The sequence below is a fragment of the Candidatus Nitrosocosmicus sp. T genome, from assembly GCF_054408485.1.
In genome coordinates this window covers 1,985,975-2,002,840 of the sequence record NZ_CP166992.1, presented here as the reverse complement: position 1 = coordinate 2,002,840, position 16,866 = coordinate 1,985,975, and the positions used below count along the sequence as shown (strand labels likewise).

Genomic DNA, 16,866 nt, shown 5'->3' with positions numbered 1-16,866 from the left:
ATACAGCACATTCAAATAGCCTTGCAAAACCATAATACCGTATTACTTGTTTATGAATATGATATTACCATCTGTTAGCGTAGATTAAAAAATCATCTAGTTTCTTAATATTTTTACTCTATACAGCTGTCAGAATTAAGTTACAAAAAAAAACTGCTTTAGTGGCTTAAAGAATGCAAACTTGGCATTATTAGAATCTGACTAAATGAAAAGCACCACTGTTCAATCCTTTCTCTTAGTGAATAATCTTTGGGAATGAAAAAATCTATCACAGAATGCAAAAACTTAGATAATATAAAACATGATTGTTATATATGCGAATTTCACCCGAAATGACAAAAGCAATTAACGAACAAATTTCTTATGAAGCTTCATCTGCGAATGCATATATTGCAATCGGATCATGGTGTGAGCGAACTGGATATGATGGTAGTGCAGCCTTCTTTTATGAACAAGCTAGCGAAGAAAACCAACATATGCTAAGATTTATTCATTATCTAAATGGGGCTGGGGCAGAAGCCATAGTTCCTGCAATTAATAAACCTCAGGATGGCTTCGAATCGCTTCAATCTGCATTTCAATTTGGTCTACAGAGCGAGCAAACAGTATCCAAATCCATTTATGATTTAGTCGATATGGCTGGAAAAGAAAAAGACTACTCTACATACTCCTTTTTGCAATGGTTTGTAATTGAACAAATAGAAGAAGAGACCTTATTTCAAACAATCCTCCAAAAATTTGACTTACTTGGTGGCGACAAACTAGCCATTTACCAGATAGATCAGTCTCTGTCTTCTATCAGATCCCAAATTATAAGTAAGCAAGCAAAGCAAGGATAACTAGCCCAAAGAGGATTTTATTTGAAATAATCCTCTTCCATTACTAATTTCTTATTTCTGTATTAATTTTATTTAGTAATTGATCGGCTTCTATGGGTTTTCTCAGAACATTTGAATCCGTAATTTCAGGAAAAAAGCTCAAGATTTCATTTATTGCATCCAGGGCGGATATGAAAATTATCTTTATTTCTGGATTAATGACTTTGAATTTAGAATATAGTTTAATACCATTTATCCCAGGCATACGTATGTCCATCAAAATTAAATCATAAGTATAGGGATTGGAATTGGAAAAATCATTCAGAGCCTCGAAAGGATTGGAGAAGGATTTCGCTGAATATCCTTGGCTTTTAATTATAGATGTAAATGTAAACAGGATGTCTTTGTCATCGTCAATTATCAAAATATTAAAAGACGCGTTAGTCCTATCCTTTTTAATGCGTTTACGTTCAGCGTGAATCTTTTGTATCTTATTTTCTATTTCCATTTGTTTGTTGATGTCTTCCGCTCTATGAACAGAATAAACTGCTGAATTTAGATTATTACCATTATTGCCAGGATCATAATTATCCCTATTATGGTTGTTAGTATCATCTCGCCGAGTTATCTCCTTAAATTCATAATCTTTATAGTATGACATTTTATTTACGACTTGAAAAAGATCATCATGAATGATCATCTCATTAGCCGGGGCCAAATGATTTATTTTAGAGCAACGGTTTACAGGGGTTCCAAAAATGTCTATGCTTTGAGAATTACCGGCGACCGCTAGTTCTATTCTTCCGTAGGTTGCACTGATTCTATAATCGATCAGAGGTAAACCATTTAAATTCAATAAAAGATCTACTCTATCTTTTGCATCAATCATTGATAATCCACATTCTATTACATCCTGAAAATCTATATAGTTGCCCTGATTCACCGTTCTTGGAAAATAATATAACAGGCTATCGCCGGAGTTTTTAACTACTTTACCATTATGTTGCTTTATTATTGAAGTCATAGTGTTAAGAAATACTGAATAGTACTGTTTGATCTTTTTCGAATCTACGATTTCGATTGTATTGTCCGTAGAATTAATTATATCAATAATACATACACAATAGTCGTTTGAATAGTTGACAAAGGTAATCTCATTATCTGGCGATCTATCATTATTTTGTTCAAATTCTGAACGATTTCTATTTATTGTTTCCATGTTTTCATTTAATAAATTATCGTATTTTCTACTACTCATTTTCCATCCCAATTCAAAAGTTGTTGCTAATAATGCTGTTTTTTTTGTGATTAACAGACTGTCATCAACGAAGCGTGATTAAGTTGCTTTAGACATTCATTGCATTTAAGAAATGACGAATTACGAATAATATTTTTTAATATGATGATATTGTTATACATTACCAATGTAATACAATAATTCTATATATAAGTTGTTAGTAATTGTTTTTGATCATTTGCCCAATATTTTACATTTAGAGCCTTTGGTTTTGGATAAATATGTTTTTGCTGATTCCAAATATAATAGTAAGAATGGTGTTAATGAGAAAAATTTTCTGAAAAAATAGAAAAATTCTTTCCAATAATCCTAAAAATTACTTGATCATCAAAAAGTATGGTTCAACATCGTTATAATTTTTACCGACTATCACATAACCACCCGCATCCCACCTATAATCATCTGTAGACGACATATGTTTACGTATGGTCAGGAAATCTCCGAAATTATAATCTGCACTCATTGTTTCATTTCTTACTGGTAATGAGGATGAGCTATTTAGAACCGTCATCATTTCCCACTTCTTTGTAGTATCGCTGAAGTTACCGAATGCCAAATTTAGATAGGGATCTATGTTTGGATCTTTGCTGTCACTAGTAGCATAATAACCTATAAATCCTAAGGTTTGATTATTACTTGGAATCACTGCTCCAAATATCCAAGGCCTATATTGGTCGGCAACATGATACTGTCTTTCATAACTCATATTATTTCTTATATCAAATGTGGCTACTTCAATGTAAGGATTCCAAGTTTTCCCATAGTCTGGAGTTGCAATTGCATTCCACATAAAATTTAAAGTGTCATTATATACCCATGCACTTCTAATACGGCTACTTGTATTGGCTTTGCACCACCATTTTTCTGACTGTGAAGGATCCTCCCCGCATGCTTCTAGTAAGTGAATATTATTCCAAGCGTCTATAGGTATTGTTGTATTGTCGACGTAATTAGTACTTTCACTCCATTCATAAAGCCTCATCAAACTATTATTCTTGAAATGTGCTCCAAAATATGCGGAATTATTAAAAGTACCTTCAACAGGACTTATTCCAGTAACGTTTCTATCTACTATTGTATCGAATGAAATTTGTAAATCAGGATTAGAAATAGAACGACTTAAGTCATCGAGCGGAATTCGAAAAATAGTTGCGTATGCTTTTTGACAATTTTCTCCTAAAATCAAAGTGGCAGTTACAAATAGATTTTTATCAGTCATTGTTACTTCAGGATAGTCAAATGTAACATCTGGATAGTCAAATAAGCCATCATTTATCTGTTCTTGAAATAGCGTAACTGGAATAAGGTCTAATACCGTCCAATTTTTTGTATCATTTGATACTGATATTCTTAGGATGTTGGTAATCTCACCTTCAGCATATGGTTCACCTAAGCGAATCCAAATATACATATTATTTATGCTATCATAAATTGTTCTTTGATCAGCTTTATACAAATCGACTGAAGTGTTATTGCTACTAGTTTCATTGCCAGGTTGCCCACGATGTAACATCCCTTTAAAATCAAATCTAGGATCCACGAAAGACCAATTCTCGCCGATTTTTGATTTTGCTGCGTAATGGTTTCCGGTATAGAACACGTGTGTGCCATTAGATGCTATACTAGGCTCACCAACATTATCGTATCTTTCTTGAGGCATGGACTGAGGCTGTACTTTTGACTTCCATATAGTGGTGAAATTCTGATCATGGAAGTTGACAGTCGATTCTACTGGATCCTTGACTGCAGTTATGTTAAAAGCAAAAGGGGAAGTCAGGCAATTATCTAGTCGTTCGATGTTGAGCTTATAGCAATCTTGTGAAGTATCTTCATTACCATATTCAAATTTACATGTTGGTATCACATCTTTGGTCCAAATTTCAGCTGTATTTTCTTGGGTAGGAATTAAAAAAAGGACAAGATTAATTAAAAAAAAACCTGCAATAAACTTGCACTTACTTTTAAGAATCATCCCCCTCTCTTCCTTAAGACTTAGTTAGTGACGCTCGTGGATTATGATTTCATCACCAGATGCAACTTTCATAACAACCGTTTTAAGAGGCGTTCCTCCATTCAAAGTTAAAAAGGATGAAAATAGTCCTAGAATTTGTGAATTCTGGTATGTTTTTGGAGAGTCGGCACACTGTGTCCAACTAACATTACCACCATTTATACTTACCCTACCCATGTACAGCTTACTATTATTATTATTAAATGTATGAAAACAAACAGAGATGATGTATCCATTAGGTTCTTCTGCGTGATTTGTATCCAAAACTAGGCCTGTAACATTTTCATTGGGATAAATTTCGGATCGTTTAATAATGTTGGTTCCCTCAACATCAGAAGTTACAGTTGTATCATCATCTCTTGCAATTACATTCAAATATATCCCATCATCATCATCTAAATTTAGTCTAACATATGCCTCAAGAATTTTGTCATTTGTAGATCTAACTTTGATTAATCTTTTTAACAGTGCCATTATAATTTACTTTCTCGCCATTGTAGCATTTATGCTTTTCCATCTCAATGATTCTCAAAACTGTTTAATTGGAATATAGCTACAATAACAAAACGAAAACACAAGATTACATTTTGTCAAAGTCTCAACATCGCAGAATTTATGTGTGAATTAGGGAATTGGATAAAAACTACTTAATTTTTTTTCTTTTCTTCTTGGATCTCTCTAATTACATCATTTATGTAGTCATCTACCTGACCCTTTGTTAAATTAGAACTCTCTATTCCCTTTTTATCATCAACTTTGTCTATTAAATGCCTGACTGAATTCTCCAATTGAATTTTCAGTTCCGCAGATCCTACATTTTCCATAAACGATGATGATCGAAATTTCAAACGGGTCCGAATCTCCTGTAGAAACTTAGTATCATTCGCAATAATTTGAGATGAATTGTATAGCCCCCAATAAATCATAAATGTCGATAATGGCATTATAGAATAAGTTACCAATCCAAATGGAGGGAAAGGCAAAATTTGGATTATTGATATTTGGATACTGCTATATAAGATAATAACCCCGGATGCCAAGATAATTAGATTTTTCTTTAAGTTAACATTAAGGGTATTTTTTGAAATTACTAGGAATAAAAGGCCAAAGAAAATGCCTGATACCTGCTTTGCGGATCCAACAATATATGTCATAAAATAGAATAAGAAAGGAAATTCATTTACTAAATTATTCAAATATGTTGTAAAGAAATCTGATGTCAAAATATAATAAAAACCAGGAGAACCTACAAGAAGCCAATACACTTTTCTACCATTGCGAAGATAGTTATAGACATAGTTTTTTAGGAGCAGTGATGTTCCAATCCATGTAAAACCAAACATAATAAAGTTAAATAATTTAAAATAATCCAGATAAATTATTTTTTTTAATGAGGTTTTATTCCAAGGATTAGATTCTGCATTAATTGTAGTAACTCTTTTATCCAATTCAGAAACGATTGACAAAAGCCCTAAGACTACTACCACAAAGAACAGTAGGAACGAACATACAAAAAATAAAATAAAGATATTATGATTGTTATGGTACCACTGTGCTAATCTATAAATCAAAATACTTAATATCGTCATTGATGTAATTAGGCTAGCCAATACAGAAGCTAAGAACATCGATAAGAGATATCTATGTTCAAAGACAATCGAATGAAATATGAGTGACGAAATAATGCTATAGAGAAACAAAAAGGGCAGTATATAGAAATATAAAGTATTTTTTCTCCTTCCAGTTAAGAATTTGGTACCAGATTTAAAATAAACATACAGAATACAAAGTTGTATCGCTATGTTTGCGAAATTGATCGAAACAAAAAGAGTAATCGCTGTGGTAGTTCGCTCTTGGTATGTATATAACAAGGATGAGCTTGTCACATTGTCAATAATTGAAAATATAACTAAAAATATAGAAAGAACAAGCATGAGTAAAATATCAATATTCTTTCTCCATAACAATTATCTTTATAAGGTGATCTAAATATAAATATATAATGATACTTAAGCCATTTTCATTTATCTTCATTATTTTGTCGTTTATTTTATTATTTTTAGATGCTCACACGAAAGATTCTTTTTCTCAAAATGAAAAGCTATTTTATCAATCAACTGAAAATCCCTTTGGGCATAATTTTACATATTGGGCTACAAACTATTGGAATTATCTCTTTTCAAATGACAATCTTCAAGATCCCGATAGGGTACGTGAGAGCTATCATCTGATTGGTTGCTCTTCTAATCAAAATGATGGCCCAGTCTGGTTTTTACCGGACGGCCTCCACAGACCAAACATTGATACACCTGAAGTGAGAGAATGCAATATTCCTTCAGGTAAATCAGTAATGATTCAAATAGTTGGAAGTCATTGCACTATAAATGATGGTATTGAGACTCCCCAACAATTCAAGGAGTGCGCAGATTGGAAGCTTGATCAGGCGAAAATCAAGATAGGAATAGACAATCTTTTTTTAACTGCAGATGAAATAAAAAGTATTTATTTAAATTCAACATGGACCAAATTTTATATCCCCGAGAATAATACTAGTGTAACCGATAGGGGAGAACTGATTGGGATGGTTGCTGGATATTTTCTAATTACACCACCATTACCTGATGGGCAACATGTCATAGAAATAGAAGATACAGTCGGTACTTATCCAAATATAGATCCAAAAAATGTGGATATTCATTTTAGTTCTACTAAGTATTGCCTAACTGTTGGCAATAACACCTCCAATGGTGCTACACAATGCTGACATTAACTATATTTGAACATTTTGACTCAATGGTAGTCCTATAAGAGGAACTTAATTAAGCTACTTACGACTGCATATTAACTTGTTTCCAAAACTAATTTATATTTTATATTTCTATTTTGATTGCATTGTTTTGCGTATAATTGTCGATATATGGCAAGATCAACTAGCTGGAAAAGAATAACCGACAGCACAGGTTCTAAAATGTGGATAGCCCCAAATTATGTATCTCATATGTTGATGGTGACTAATCCAATACTCATAGATTAGATTGAAAAAATGAATATGATAGTATCAGGAAATCTTATCCTTTGCATTAAAATATTTAATTATTTTATCAATCATATATTTTCTTGTTCTCTTGGTAACGAAAGTAGTCGTGATTAAAGTAGACACTATTAGTAAAGCCGATAAAGCTCCATAAATTAGGTTATCGAATAATATTGAGTATGTAACCATTACTGAGGATGCAAAAAAACCTAATATATACAAAATTATCCTAAATATGAGTATAATAATTTTGAATGTACTTATTACATTATTTATTTTATTCAAACGTATCTTGTATATTAATCTGAGACTTATTAGATGAAAAAGAATAACTGGAATGTTTTCTAGTAGGCTTTCATTTATTATAGTTAATTCGTTCTCATTCAAGAATCTTATTGTATGAACGCTATTTTTTTTGTCAGAACTGAAGAAGGTTTGTACGCGTAATCTATCAAAGTTTCCAACAAAGTCTCTAAGCATGTTATTTTTCTTTATATGCTGCTTGAAAATATCGAATAGATTGATTCTTTCGGTTATGAAGGTTTCAATAGCGCTTTCATTGATTTTGGAGTAACACTTGTCGTAGATTTCTTCAATTTGGTTATGATCCAGATGATGAAAGTCAACTAATCTATTATCTCGATAAAAAGCGAGATGACATATGAAATTTCCATCCTTTAATTCTATTAGCCACTGAATGGACAAATCTTTCAATCGAAAAGAAAACTCATGACATGTATCTTTATTATTTCGAATAATCATTTCTGGATTCAGATGTTTTCCAATTGTTTTTATCCGAATGGTACGATTAGTTTTTTTTCTGTTGAACCTGGTTACCATCAGTTGTTATCTTGCTATTCTCTTTAAGTAAACCGGGATTACTTACAATGATTTCTAGAATACTCTTGATAAAATTTAGCCTGTCGATCCTAGTTTTCTCTGCTACTTCGACACTCTTTTGGTGGTAGTTTAATATATATTCCTGGGAGAAATCCCCCAAAGATTCCTCAGGTAACATACTAACTCGATCTGCGTCTAATTGTATATGGGTCCTTGCAAGAATCCTTATATTATTAGGAGTTTGACTCAATTTACTAACGAGATCGTCCCAATCATCTTGGGTGGGTATTACAACATCGTAATTTCCCTTGGCTGTGATAACATCTAGAGTAAGCATATCTTGAATTGCAGATCTCAAAAGGTTTTTCAATTCCTCTAAATCAAGTAATTTTTTATTTGAAGACAATCAAACTACTCTAGCATAGTCACATATATGACTTTATTAATACTTATATACAATATTTTTCTAAGTATTTGAAGGATAACAATTCAGGCGTAAGATGACCCATCTTAATTCCAAGTCAAGTTTAAGAGATATTATTGTATCGATAAACCAGTATTTCGCAATTCCTTCCTTTAAATTAAGGTTTGACATCTTTATGAAAGTGATACCAAAGCAGTTATAATGAATGAAGTACTTGGCCAATTTGGAGAAACACAATTTTAACAATATGATCGTCAGATAGCAAAGATCATCTAAGGAATCTTATAACCTAGCATTCACTATCTCATATGCCTACCAGAAATAAAACCCGTGATTAGATGTGTTACGGGTTGTACCTAAACTATCTAGTTACCGCGTTATTTAGTTAACTTGTGAAACTTTTTAAATTACGTTGTCGAGAACAAAAATCAAAAAATTATTACATAATCCTCGGACAAATGATCCGAGATTATCTTTATTCTATTTATAGTATAAATCTTAAACAGTAAGTATGGATATAGAGATAGATTGGAATGCAATCATAAAAAAAGAAGCAAGAGGGATAGATGATTTAGATTTAGGCGAGGTTCAAGAAGTAGTGGGAGACAAGGTTGTAGTTCAAAAAGGTATTATCGACCACAATATTTTTCACCTGCCCAAGACCCTAGTCCAAAACTTCGATGGACAAGTTCTTCACTTTAATATTTCTGAAGTAGAACTAAAAAATTGCGAGGTTGAATCACCTGCACCTTCGGTAAGGGAACAGTATCTATCTACGACGGACATTAATAGTGGAGGTGGGAGTAGTGGAGGAATTCAAATTGAAAGTGATACTGCAAATCGAAACGATGATCCTCTTCTATAATGATGTTGATTCTTTAGATAAAATCCTATTTATGAAAAATGAATTGTACTGTGCATCCCTTATAATAACAGTTAGTTCTATGATTCGCTAACGAAAATAAAATAGCAGACTTTGGAATAATCAAAAAAATATTAAGTATAAAAATATTAATCAATATCTAGAAAATGGTCAACAAATTTAATAAAAATAAAGGGTTAACTGTACAAGATATTTTCAAATAATTCTAAAATTTGCTCTTAAAACCAGACGGATTTGTTCCAGATGTAATATGAGTGCAATGGATACAAGTTCATTCACTTATTGTTTCTTTTATTTACAAGTGATTGGATATTCAGTACGAGTACGAATAAAAAGTGAATACAATGATGTTTTTTTAAGGTTTAACCTATTTGCGTCAAATTTAATAAATTGCCTAAAAGATATATGATCCTACAATATACTGAGAACTGCTCTTCGATAATCATAAATCTATTGGTACGAAATATTTGTTAATAACACAATTAAACGATGCAAATAAAAATTCCTTCAAAGTATTCAAAAAAAATGAACTAATTGTTGCAACACGGATATTATTTTATTTTTATGATTAACCATCTTGAGAAATATTATACCTCATCTTCCTCTTTTTCATCCTTACTTTTTGCCATTATCAAATTCATAAAAACTGGAGAAAAGCGTGGGGCCATCAGTATCTTTTTGTCTATTTGTTGATTGATTTGCTTGGTTAGTTCTATTGAATATGATGTTTGTGTGAGGATGTAATTAAGATTGCTGACTGAACCTAAATAAAGTTTTTCGATCTCTTGCTTTTTTCCATTTAAGTTATTGATGTGTGTTTTTAGTCTGCTTAAAATAGTAGATTGCCGAGCAATCTCTAAATTTATATTTTTAAGACTTTTCAGTTTTTCTATAAATAATTTCCAATATTCGTTGTTACTCCTGTTACTTTTATCAATCATCTTGCTACCCCCTTCCCCTTCTCCTTGCTGATTAGATATCTCATCAACAAAACTGGTATTTTTAAATGCGATTACTAGTTGATTGATACTGATGATATCCTCATTTGTTACACCGTTACTATTAAGATGCACTATTATAGGAGCAACAGTACCCTGTAGTTGCAAATACCATTGATACTGAGGAACTTCATCTTCCAATTTCTTTTTTTCATATTTAAGGTTATTTATCGTTGTCTCTAAACCCAATTTGTTATCGTATTGGTTCTCAATATCTTTAAGGAATTTGGATACTGCTTCATCTATCTTCATTTTATTAGCCAGACTTACTTCCACGATAGTGCCATGCAGTTGTTTAAGCTCTTTTAATCCAAATCCTATCTTTAATAACTCATTGTAAATATTCATAGTTTGCTTTGAATAAATCATTTGTTGCTGTAATTGTGCAATCTGATTTAGTAGTTCATTTCTTACCGGTGCATTTAAATTAATGACGGTTTGGATGAGATCTTTTTCCTGTCTTAATGATTCAATCTCTTTATACTCATTTATTATTATTGATGCATCAAAATCGTAATCCTTAAAATCATTGATTACCTTTGCGAATTCTCCGTATTTCTCTTCGATTGCTAAATGATACTTGTCATGTAATTCCTGTTTTAGGTTGTTGTACCACTGGAGATAAGTAAAAGCTATTTTTTCTTTTTCGATGGTTTTAGTAAGATCAGATAGTATGTTTTCTTTACGTTTATCTAGTCGATCTATATCTTGATATATCGATTTTTTTGAATTTTCTAGATGTTTTATTTCTTTCTTTTTCTGTTCTATGAAATGCGATATTCTTGAAATCAGAGGTATTTCATCACTTAATTTCTTATCCAACTCATTACTTTGGGTCATCTCTTCATTACTGTAATCTTTATTCTGTTTTTGGGCGTTGGTGATTCTGTTTAGGTTTGATTGAGTATCTAAAATTGAAATGCTATCAAACAGATCTTCCATCCATCTGATGACTACAGACGGTGCGATGCCGTGGGTTTTACAATTTTTGTATATACTTTTTATGAAATAAGATATTTGATTATCTTTATCATCTGAGTTCTTGTTTTCTTTGGATCTTTTAGTTACTTGATACGTGAGACTACCGGACATGATATGGTCTAACAGGGAGTTTTCGTTTTGATTTTTTTTGGAATCAAGGTTCTTATCCTCCATATCGGTATCCTCATCAATCCATGCATCAAATTCATCATTGATCTCAAATTCTTTTAACATTTGAAAAGTTCGAAAACCCTGGACACACTGTTGAACTGTTATGCACGACTTTCCCATCTCAGATGTGAATCTTCTAATTTCATCCAAGTCCATTGACGCTAATCTAGAATTCCAGTCATAAATCACATTATGTGCAGTAGTCTTTGAAACTCCGGTTTCATTAGCTATTTTGTTTAGTGATAGTGCGTAAAGATATTTTTGAATGATTGCAGATCTGAGAGGATGCGTAACTTTGACCATGCTCTTCTTGGTGGCAGAAAGTATATAATACTGTTCAATTCAATGGATATTTTGTTCAATTGTTAGTTCAAAAAGTTCAATAATTCGTTCAATTTAGAATTATGATAAATGTAGTTTATTTAGGCGCCATTCTATTGCTGTATTCTTTAATCATTAGAAACTAGCATTTGGTCTAACTGTCTTTTGGGATGTTTTTTTTGAAATATTACCTGCGGGCATTAGCGAGTAATTTTCTTCCATACCTTCGTAACTTAATAAAATTAATTTATGGACGAAAAGGCGAATACTATGAACGAAAGAATTTGCTTATGGAAGAAAAAAATGAAAGAACCGGGAGACAGTTCTTCCATATATGGTTCCATAGAGGTTATAGTTAACCCAAGATTAAAATTAAATTATGGTACCATAGTTACTATAACGGATAATTAACTATGCCTAAATAAGTTAAAAAATCTATGACCTAACACGGGAATTCGCATAAATGCAGCCAAGATGGACTGGGCGGGAAAATAAAAAAATCTTGTGCTCAAAATTCAATTCAAAATAAGTTTAAGTGTGAATAACGTATGAATAAATTACATTCAAAATATTTGAATTAAAGGTTATATGTTTTTTATCCGAGGGTAATATGAGATAAAATCCACATATTTAGAATCTATTTTTGTTATGTATGTCGGTTTATTCTTTGCGGTCTTTTTTTATTTAGCTGATTTATAATAAATTAAATCCAATTGTGGTAAAACAGTGGCAGTGGGAAACAATAATATAAATGTTTATTAATATTAGTTATCAAATCTTACAGCCTGCTATATCGTCATAATTTTTTATGATCCAATATGGATAACCCTTAAAAGAAATTGATATGGCTTTTCTATTAAAGAATGTCTATTATTGATAGTAATAGCATAAAGGAATTAGAGGATTCAAAGACCGAAGATAAATCTGAGGGAAGAATTAAAAAATCCCGGATTAAGAAAAATAATCATCGCGCAAATATTACTGTTAAAAAATATCAAAAAATGGTTGCAGAAAGAAGGAGAAAAGTCAACAACTTACTAATAAGAGGATATACTCAACAAGAAATTATTTCTAAGTTACATTTGAATCAGTCAACGGCATCAAGAGATATTGCATTTCTATATAATCAGTCGGAGAGAAGCTCGGTTAATATAGGAAAGATCGGATTTGAAGAATTACATAATTCAATGTCCGGCACTACCGAGTTGCTTAAAAGATCTTGGGATCTACTAGAGAGTACAAAAAAGGATCAAAAATTGCAACTAAAAATAATGGAGTTTATCATGAATTGTTATCATAAGAGAACTGAGTTAATTCAGTCAGGACCCATTTTATTATATCTTAGCTTGCAGACTAAAAGGTTCTTAACAATAGATAGATTTTTAAAGAAAAATAATATATCTATTGATGAATATACCTTAAAAGCTATCTTAGATACTAGTAAAAAAGAATTCGAAAGAGAAAACAGTAAACGAATAGAGGAAGCAAAATTCTAACATCCATTATCGAATTAACCCCGTTGGGATCATTCATTCTTATGAGCACTTTACCCGTTCGGTTTCGCGGATTTTAAGAATTTGGCGATGATTCGATACAAATCCTTTTTTGGAAGTAATTCCTATAAAATGTTATTATTATTATAGATAGGGTTGCCAACTCGATTGTTTCCAAAATAGAATTGAGAAATGCGAATAGTACCATATCAATCTCATTTGCTGTAGATGAATTGGATCCTTCTTTCTTTCCGATTGCCTGTCTAGATTATGAGAATCTTTCCGCACTTATTTCGTAAATTCACTAGAATATTTTAAGATTTAGCGTCTAAATAGTTTTTCTCTTAGGATGCTTATTATTAAGCCTTAATGATATTTTTGTTAAGAACTAAATCAGTTATCTATGACTGTTTTATGCCTGTTACTGCAATACCTCGGATAGTTGTATACTATTTGTTTTTATTATTTCTATTATCTGCCAATAAACCACAATAGTTATATACATCTCATCGTATCTTATAATCGAGTTATATGGCTTTTGACGATCAGAGAAAACCGAATATTATTTACACATTTGCCTTTACATTAGAACATCCGAGTAGTGGTTTAGAAATACTACCAGATTCATCTCATAAAACGATCTCTGGACAAAAAGATTTTTACCATAATTATTTAGAAATGCTTCAAAGCACAATCAATGTAGGAACGTAGTCAATTTCAGATACTAAGATGTTAAATCCACCCTATGACTTTATTTATACCACTTTCTGATCCAAACACCCTCGATCAACATCATTGATCGAGGGGTTCAATATGGTGAGTCGATGGCCAAAAGCATTCCAAAAACCCATTTTCGCAAAATTAAACATATTTTCTAACTTCTGATTCTTGAAATGGAGTTCTCGATTTTCTTTTTTCATATCTTCTATCATCTTATCAATCTTTTTATTGACTTCCTTACAATCCGGACAAGGAACACATCCTGTACAATCTACTTCTGGATTTGGGACTTGACACGTAATGGTTTTGCCACCAAAATCCAAAATATGTCCTTGTATGGGTATAATGCTAACCCAGTTTTCACTAGAGGTCAAAATACGATGAGCCGACCCACTGTAATCTGCAGGGTATAATGAGATACTAGGAATTAAACTAGCCGTGTTTGATTGTTCATCATTATAACTAACTTCACTGTGTATCGCAGATTGTTCGATACTGCATGGAATTGGGGGGGATGGTGGGATATGCGGAAATGTTTTACCCCCACAGATTGGAGGTAGGTCTTCTTCCGACACTGCTGGACAATCCTCAGGAGCGCATATAACACGATTATCGGAAGAATTCGTTATATCCTTATTAGCTGGAGTCCAGCATTCGCCACCACCTACCGTCGATAATTTCATCCAAGCTATTGCTTGAGATTTATCTACTGAAAGTGAAAGTAATCCAATTGATAAGAAAACAATAGTTAACAACAATAAATCCTTAATATAAAAAAAATCGTATTTGTCATTTCAATGTTGACTTTATCGACATATGCATATAAACAAATCGAGGAATATCAAAAAAGGATGCTAGAAGACTCCGAAGTTAATGTTATTGATACTCTCACAACTATTATTGAAACAGAAATAAGAGTAACGTTATTAGTAGAATGAAATTGGAATTCTAGATTTCAGTTTAAGAGGATATCTAATCCCGAGACTTAGTTCATGAAAATATAATGCATATATTTTTACCCAGAATTAATATCAGGCAAATTATCAACATTATATCATTAACATAGGAAATATGAAATAATTTGCCAAAACCTTTTTACAATACTGAATAATTATTATGATAATAAAAAAATTAAATTCCTGTCCTTAAATTAAAAGAGGAGAAATATTAATTAACTAGTAATAAAGTTGAAAGATATTGAGTTTATTTTTTCGCGAAGAATTTCGGATGATAATCTCGTTATTTTGTTTCCTTACTTTGCTTATTTCTGCTACTGTTTCTATCCCTTTTTCTCATGTTTATAGTTGGCATGAAGAACCTATTATCTTCGGTGAACCTAAACCTCCCCATTATTTTAAAAAATTTGTGGGATATGGATATAACCCAAAAATAGAAACAGAAATAAGGGGAACAGTTATAGGCGTAGACGCTTTTATATATATAGTTCCAGATCCATCGTACTACAATTTACTACTGCCTGGAAATTATCTTGATCCAACTTGTGAGTTTTTCGATACCAATGCTGGAAAGGTGTTAAAACTTGACTTATTAGGTTTAATCTTTAAAACAGAAGCACCATGCCCTAGAATGGAAAACCCTGAAGGAGAAGCCTTTAATGAATTGAAAAAAACTTATCAAGAAATGGGAAAAAAACTTAAATCACTAAATGAATTAGGATTTCCTCTCACTTTTCCAAAACTTCTCATTAATTCCAAACTGGCTGATATTGTCAATAGTGCACAGCAATTTATTCCCATAATTAAGCTTGAAAGACCATCACATAAGTATATATCTGATAAATGTTACCCTGAAGGATACCCTGAAGGTGAACGTAAGATATCAAACAGCTGGTTCCCGAATGATCAATGGCCGGAATTACCTTGTACAAACCCTGTTTACTATCCTCCCCTTGATCCGACAAAAAGTGGATGTCAAGTCCCAGGAGGTTCTGGTGCGGGCAATGAAAATTGTGTTCGCGAAGGTGATCGCATAATTGTCAAGGGATTTTATGTTCATGAACATCAACATGCAATGTGGGAGCCTGAAGATTTGGGCGGTTCAAGTTGTATTAAAAGCTTATCATGGAAAGAAAATGGTCTCATGGCCTGTTGGGGACATGCAGAACTACATCCATATAATCTAACTCACGTAAAGAGAATATCTTCTAACGTTTCAGAAAACCTAAATCCAGATGGAAGTTACACAGAAAGTCACACTGTAGTAGCTCCGTTGTACAAAGCCTATTACTCACAAACTTATCATCCTAACAAACTTTATCATTATCCAAATGGTGATGCTTGGACCAATCCCAATGCCGTAAAAGTTATTCCTGCAGGAAAATTAGTCGATTCTCAAAAACAGATGAGCATGAATCATAATTTCTTTATATCCGCACCTCCCAAACCTGAAGAATGCAAAAATAATGATAATTGTAGATTATCCGTTTCAGTGAAAACTCAATCGAATTCAAATATTTTCAACCCTCTATCTGATAAGACTCAGAAAAATGGAAAGATAACCACCACAGTAGACTATGAAAGAAACGGTGTAAATGTAAACATGTTTGCTTCTGCTCTAACCGTAAAGGATCCTATTGTTCTAAAGGGTGAGTTTACTCTTAAATGGATATCTGCATCAGCTGATGAATATCTTACCAAACTCACATTAAATCCTGTAAATACTGCAAAGGTGGGAATACCTGATGGGGTAGCCATAACAGGAAAGTTAGAAGTCTGTAATAATAAAAATAGGTACTAATAATCCTACTAAGGAACCTACTAATCCATGTAGACCCTTATTTCCAGAACAAAGAATAAGTTTTAATGGAACTGGTGAATTTAACGATGGCCATGCATTTACCCGTGCGGATGGTTCA

15 protein-coding genes are annotated in these 16,866 nt (G+C 32.2%); 7 read left to right on the top strand and 8 right to left on the bottom strand.

Features of this window, described 5'->3' with window-relative positions; translation table 11 throughout:
• The first annotated feature begins 332 nt into the window (after positions 1–332).
• On the top strand, positions 333–839 hold the full coding sequence (locus AB0A59_RS10125; RefSeq protein WP_458743492.1) for a ferritin: 507 nt from the start codon (positions 333–335) through the stop codon (positions 837–839).
• A 43-nt stretch (positions 840–882) separates the two neighbouring features.
• Here AB0A59_RS10125 and AB0A59_RS10120 read toward each other — a convergent pair whose 3' ends face one another.
• The 4 genes from AB0A59_RS10120 to AB0A59_RS10105 form a co-directional block, all read right to left on the bottom strand.
• Positions 883–2,076 (bottom strand): response regulator, encoded by a 1,194-nt coding sequence (locus AB0A59_RS10120; RefSeq protein ID WP_458743491.1) that lies wholly within the window; start codon positions 2,074–2,076, stop codon positions 883–885.
• A gap of 355 nt (positions 2,077–2,431) precedes the next feature.
• Positions 2,432–4,087 (bottom strand): hypothetical protein, encoded by a 1,656-nt coding sequence (locus AB0A59_RS10115; RefSeq protein WP_458743489.1) that lies wholly within the window; start codon positions 4,085–4,087, stop codon positions 2,432–2,434.
• Positions 4,088–4,111: 24 nt separating this feature from the next.
• Positions 4,112–4,600, bottom strand: a complete 489-nt coding sequence (locus AB0A59_RS10110) for a hypothetical protein (RefSeq protein WP_458743487.1) — start codon at positions 4,598–4,600, stop codon at positions 4,112–4,114.
• Between the two features lie 173 nt (positions 4,601–4,773).
• Positions 4,774–5,613 (bottom strand): hypothetical protein, encoded by an 840-nt coding sequence (locus tag AB0A59_RS10105; RefSeq protein ID WP_458743486.1) that lies wholly within the window; start codon positions 5,611–5,613, stop codon positions 4,774–4,776.
• A 515-nt stretch (positions 5,614–6,128) separates the two neighbouring features.
• Between AB0A59_RS10105 and AB0A59_RS10100 the strand changes: the two genes are divergently transcribed.
• On the top strand, positions 6,129–6,890 hold the full coding sequence (locus AB0A59_RS10100) for a hypothetical protein (protein WP_458743484.1): 762 nt from the start codon (positions 6,129–6,131) through the stop codon (positions 6,888–6,890).
• A gap of 294 nt (positions 6,891–7,184) precedes the next feature.
• On the opposite strand, the gene AB0A59_RS10095 is transcribed toward AB0A59_RS10100, so the two are convergent.
• Both AB0A59_RS10095 and AB0A59_RS10090 read right to left on the bottom strand, forming a co-directional pair.
• Complete coding sequence (locus tag AB0A59_RS10095; protein ID WP_458743482.1) at positions 7,185–8,000, bottom strand: hypothetical protein; 816 nt, start codon at positions 7,998–8,000, stop codon at positions 7,185–7,187.
• Positions 7,969–8,406 (bottom strand): hypothetical protein, encoded by a 438-nt coding sequence (locus tag AB0A59_RS10090; RefSeq protein WP_458743480.1) that lies wholly within the window; start codon positions 8,404–8,406, stop codon positions 7,969–7,971. Before AB0A59_RS10090 ends, AB0A59_RS10095 begins: the two co-directional genes overlap by 32 nt.
• 529 nt (positions 8,407–8,935) lie before the next feature.
• Here AB0A59_RS10090 and AB0A59_RS10085 point away from each other — a divergent pair.
• The gene (locus AB0A59_RS10085; protein ID WP_458743478.1) at positions 8,936–9,289 is read left to right on the top strand and encodes a hypothetical protein; all 354 of its coding nucleotides are present in this window, start codon (positions 8,936–8,938) and stop codon (positions 9,287–9,289) included.
• A gap of 605 nt (positions 9,290–9,894) precedes the next feature.
• Here AB0A59_RS10085 and AB0A59_RS10080 read toward each other — a convergent pair.
• The gene (locus AB0A59_RS10080; protein ID WP_458743477.1) at positions 9,895–11,760 is read right to left on the bottom strand and encodes a hypothetical protein; all 1,866 of its coding nucleotides are present in this window, start codon (positions 11,758–11,760) and stop codon (positions 9,895–9,897) included.
• Positions 11,761–12,048: 288 nt separating this feature from the next.
• On the opposite strand from AB0A59_RS10080, the gene AB0A59_RS10075 reads away from it, so the two are divergent.
• The 3 genes from AB0A59_RS10075 (at position 12,049) to AB0A59_RS10065 (ending at position 13,982) form a co-directional block, all read left to right on the top strand.
• Positions 12,049–12,189, top strand: coding sequence for a hypothetical protein (locus AB0A59_RS10075; protein WP_458743475.1), 141 nt, complete (start codon positions 12,049–12,051; stop codon positions 12,187–12,189).
• A 452-nt stretch (positions 12,190–12,641) separates the two neighbouring features.
• Positions 12,642–13,274: a hypothetical protein gene (locus tag AB0A59_RS10070; protein WP_458743473.1), complete on the top strand. Its 633-nt coding sequence runs from the start codon at positions 12,642–12,644 to the stop codon at positions 13,272–13,274.
• A 528-nt stretch (positions 13,275–13,802) separates the two neighbouring features.
• Positions 13,803–13,982 (top strand): hypothetical protein, encoded by a 180-nt coding sequence (locus tag AB0A59_RS10065; RefSeq protein ID WP_458743471.1) that lies wholly within the window; start codon positions 13,803–13,805, stop codon positions 13,980–13,982.
• 44 nt (positions 13,983–14,026) lie between these two features.
• Here the strand turns inward: AB0A59_RS10065 and AB0A59_RS10060 are convergent, their stop codons facing one another.
• On the bottom strand, positions 14,027–14,746 hold the full coding sequence (locus tag AB0A59_RS10060) for a hypothetical protein (protein ID WP_458743469.1): 720 nt from the start codon (positions 14,744–14,746) through the stop codon (positions 14,027–14,029).
• Between the two features lie 472 nt (positions 14,747–15,218).
• Between AB0A59_RS10060 and AB0A59_RS10055 the strand changes: the two genes are divergently transcribed.
• Complete coding sequence (locus AB0A59_RS10055) at positions 15,219–16,748, top strand: hypothetical protein (RefSeq protein ID WP_458743467.1); 1,530 nt, start codon at positions 15,219–15,221, stop codon at positions 16,746–16,748.
• Positions 16,749–16,866: the final 118 nt, after the last annotated feature.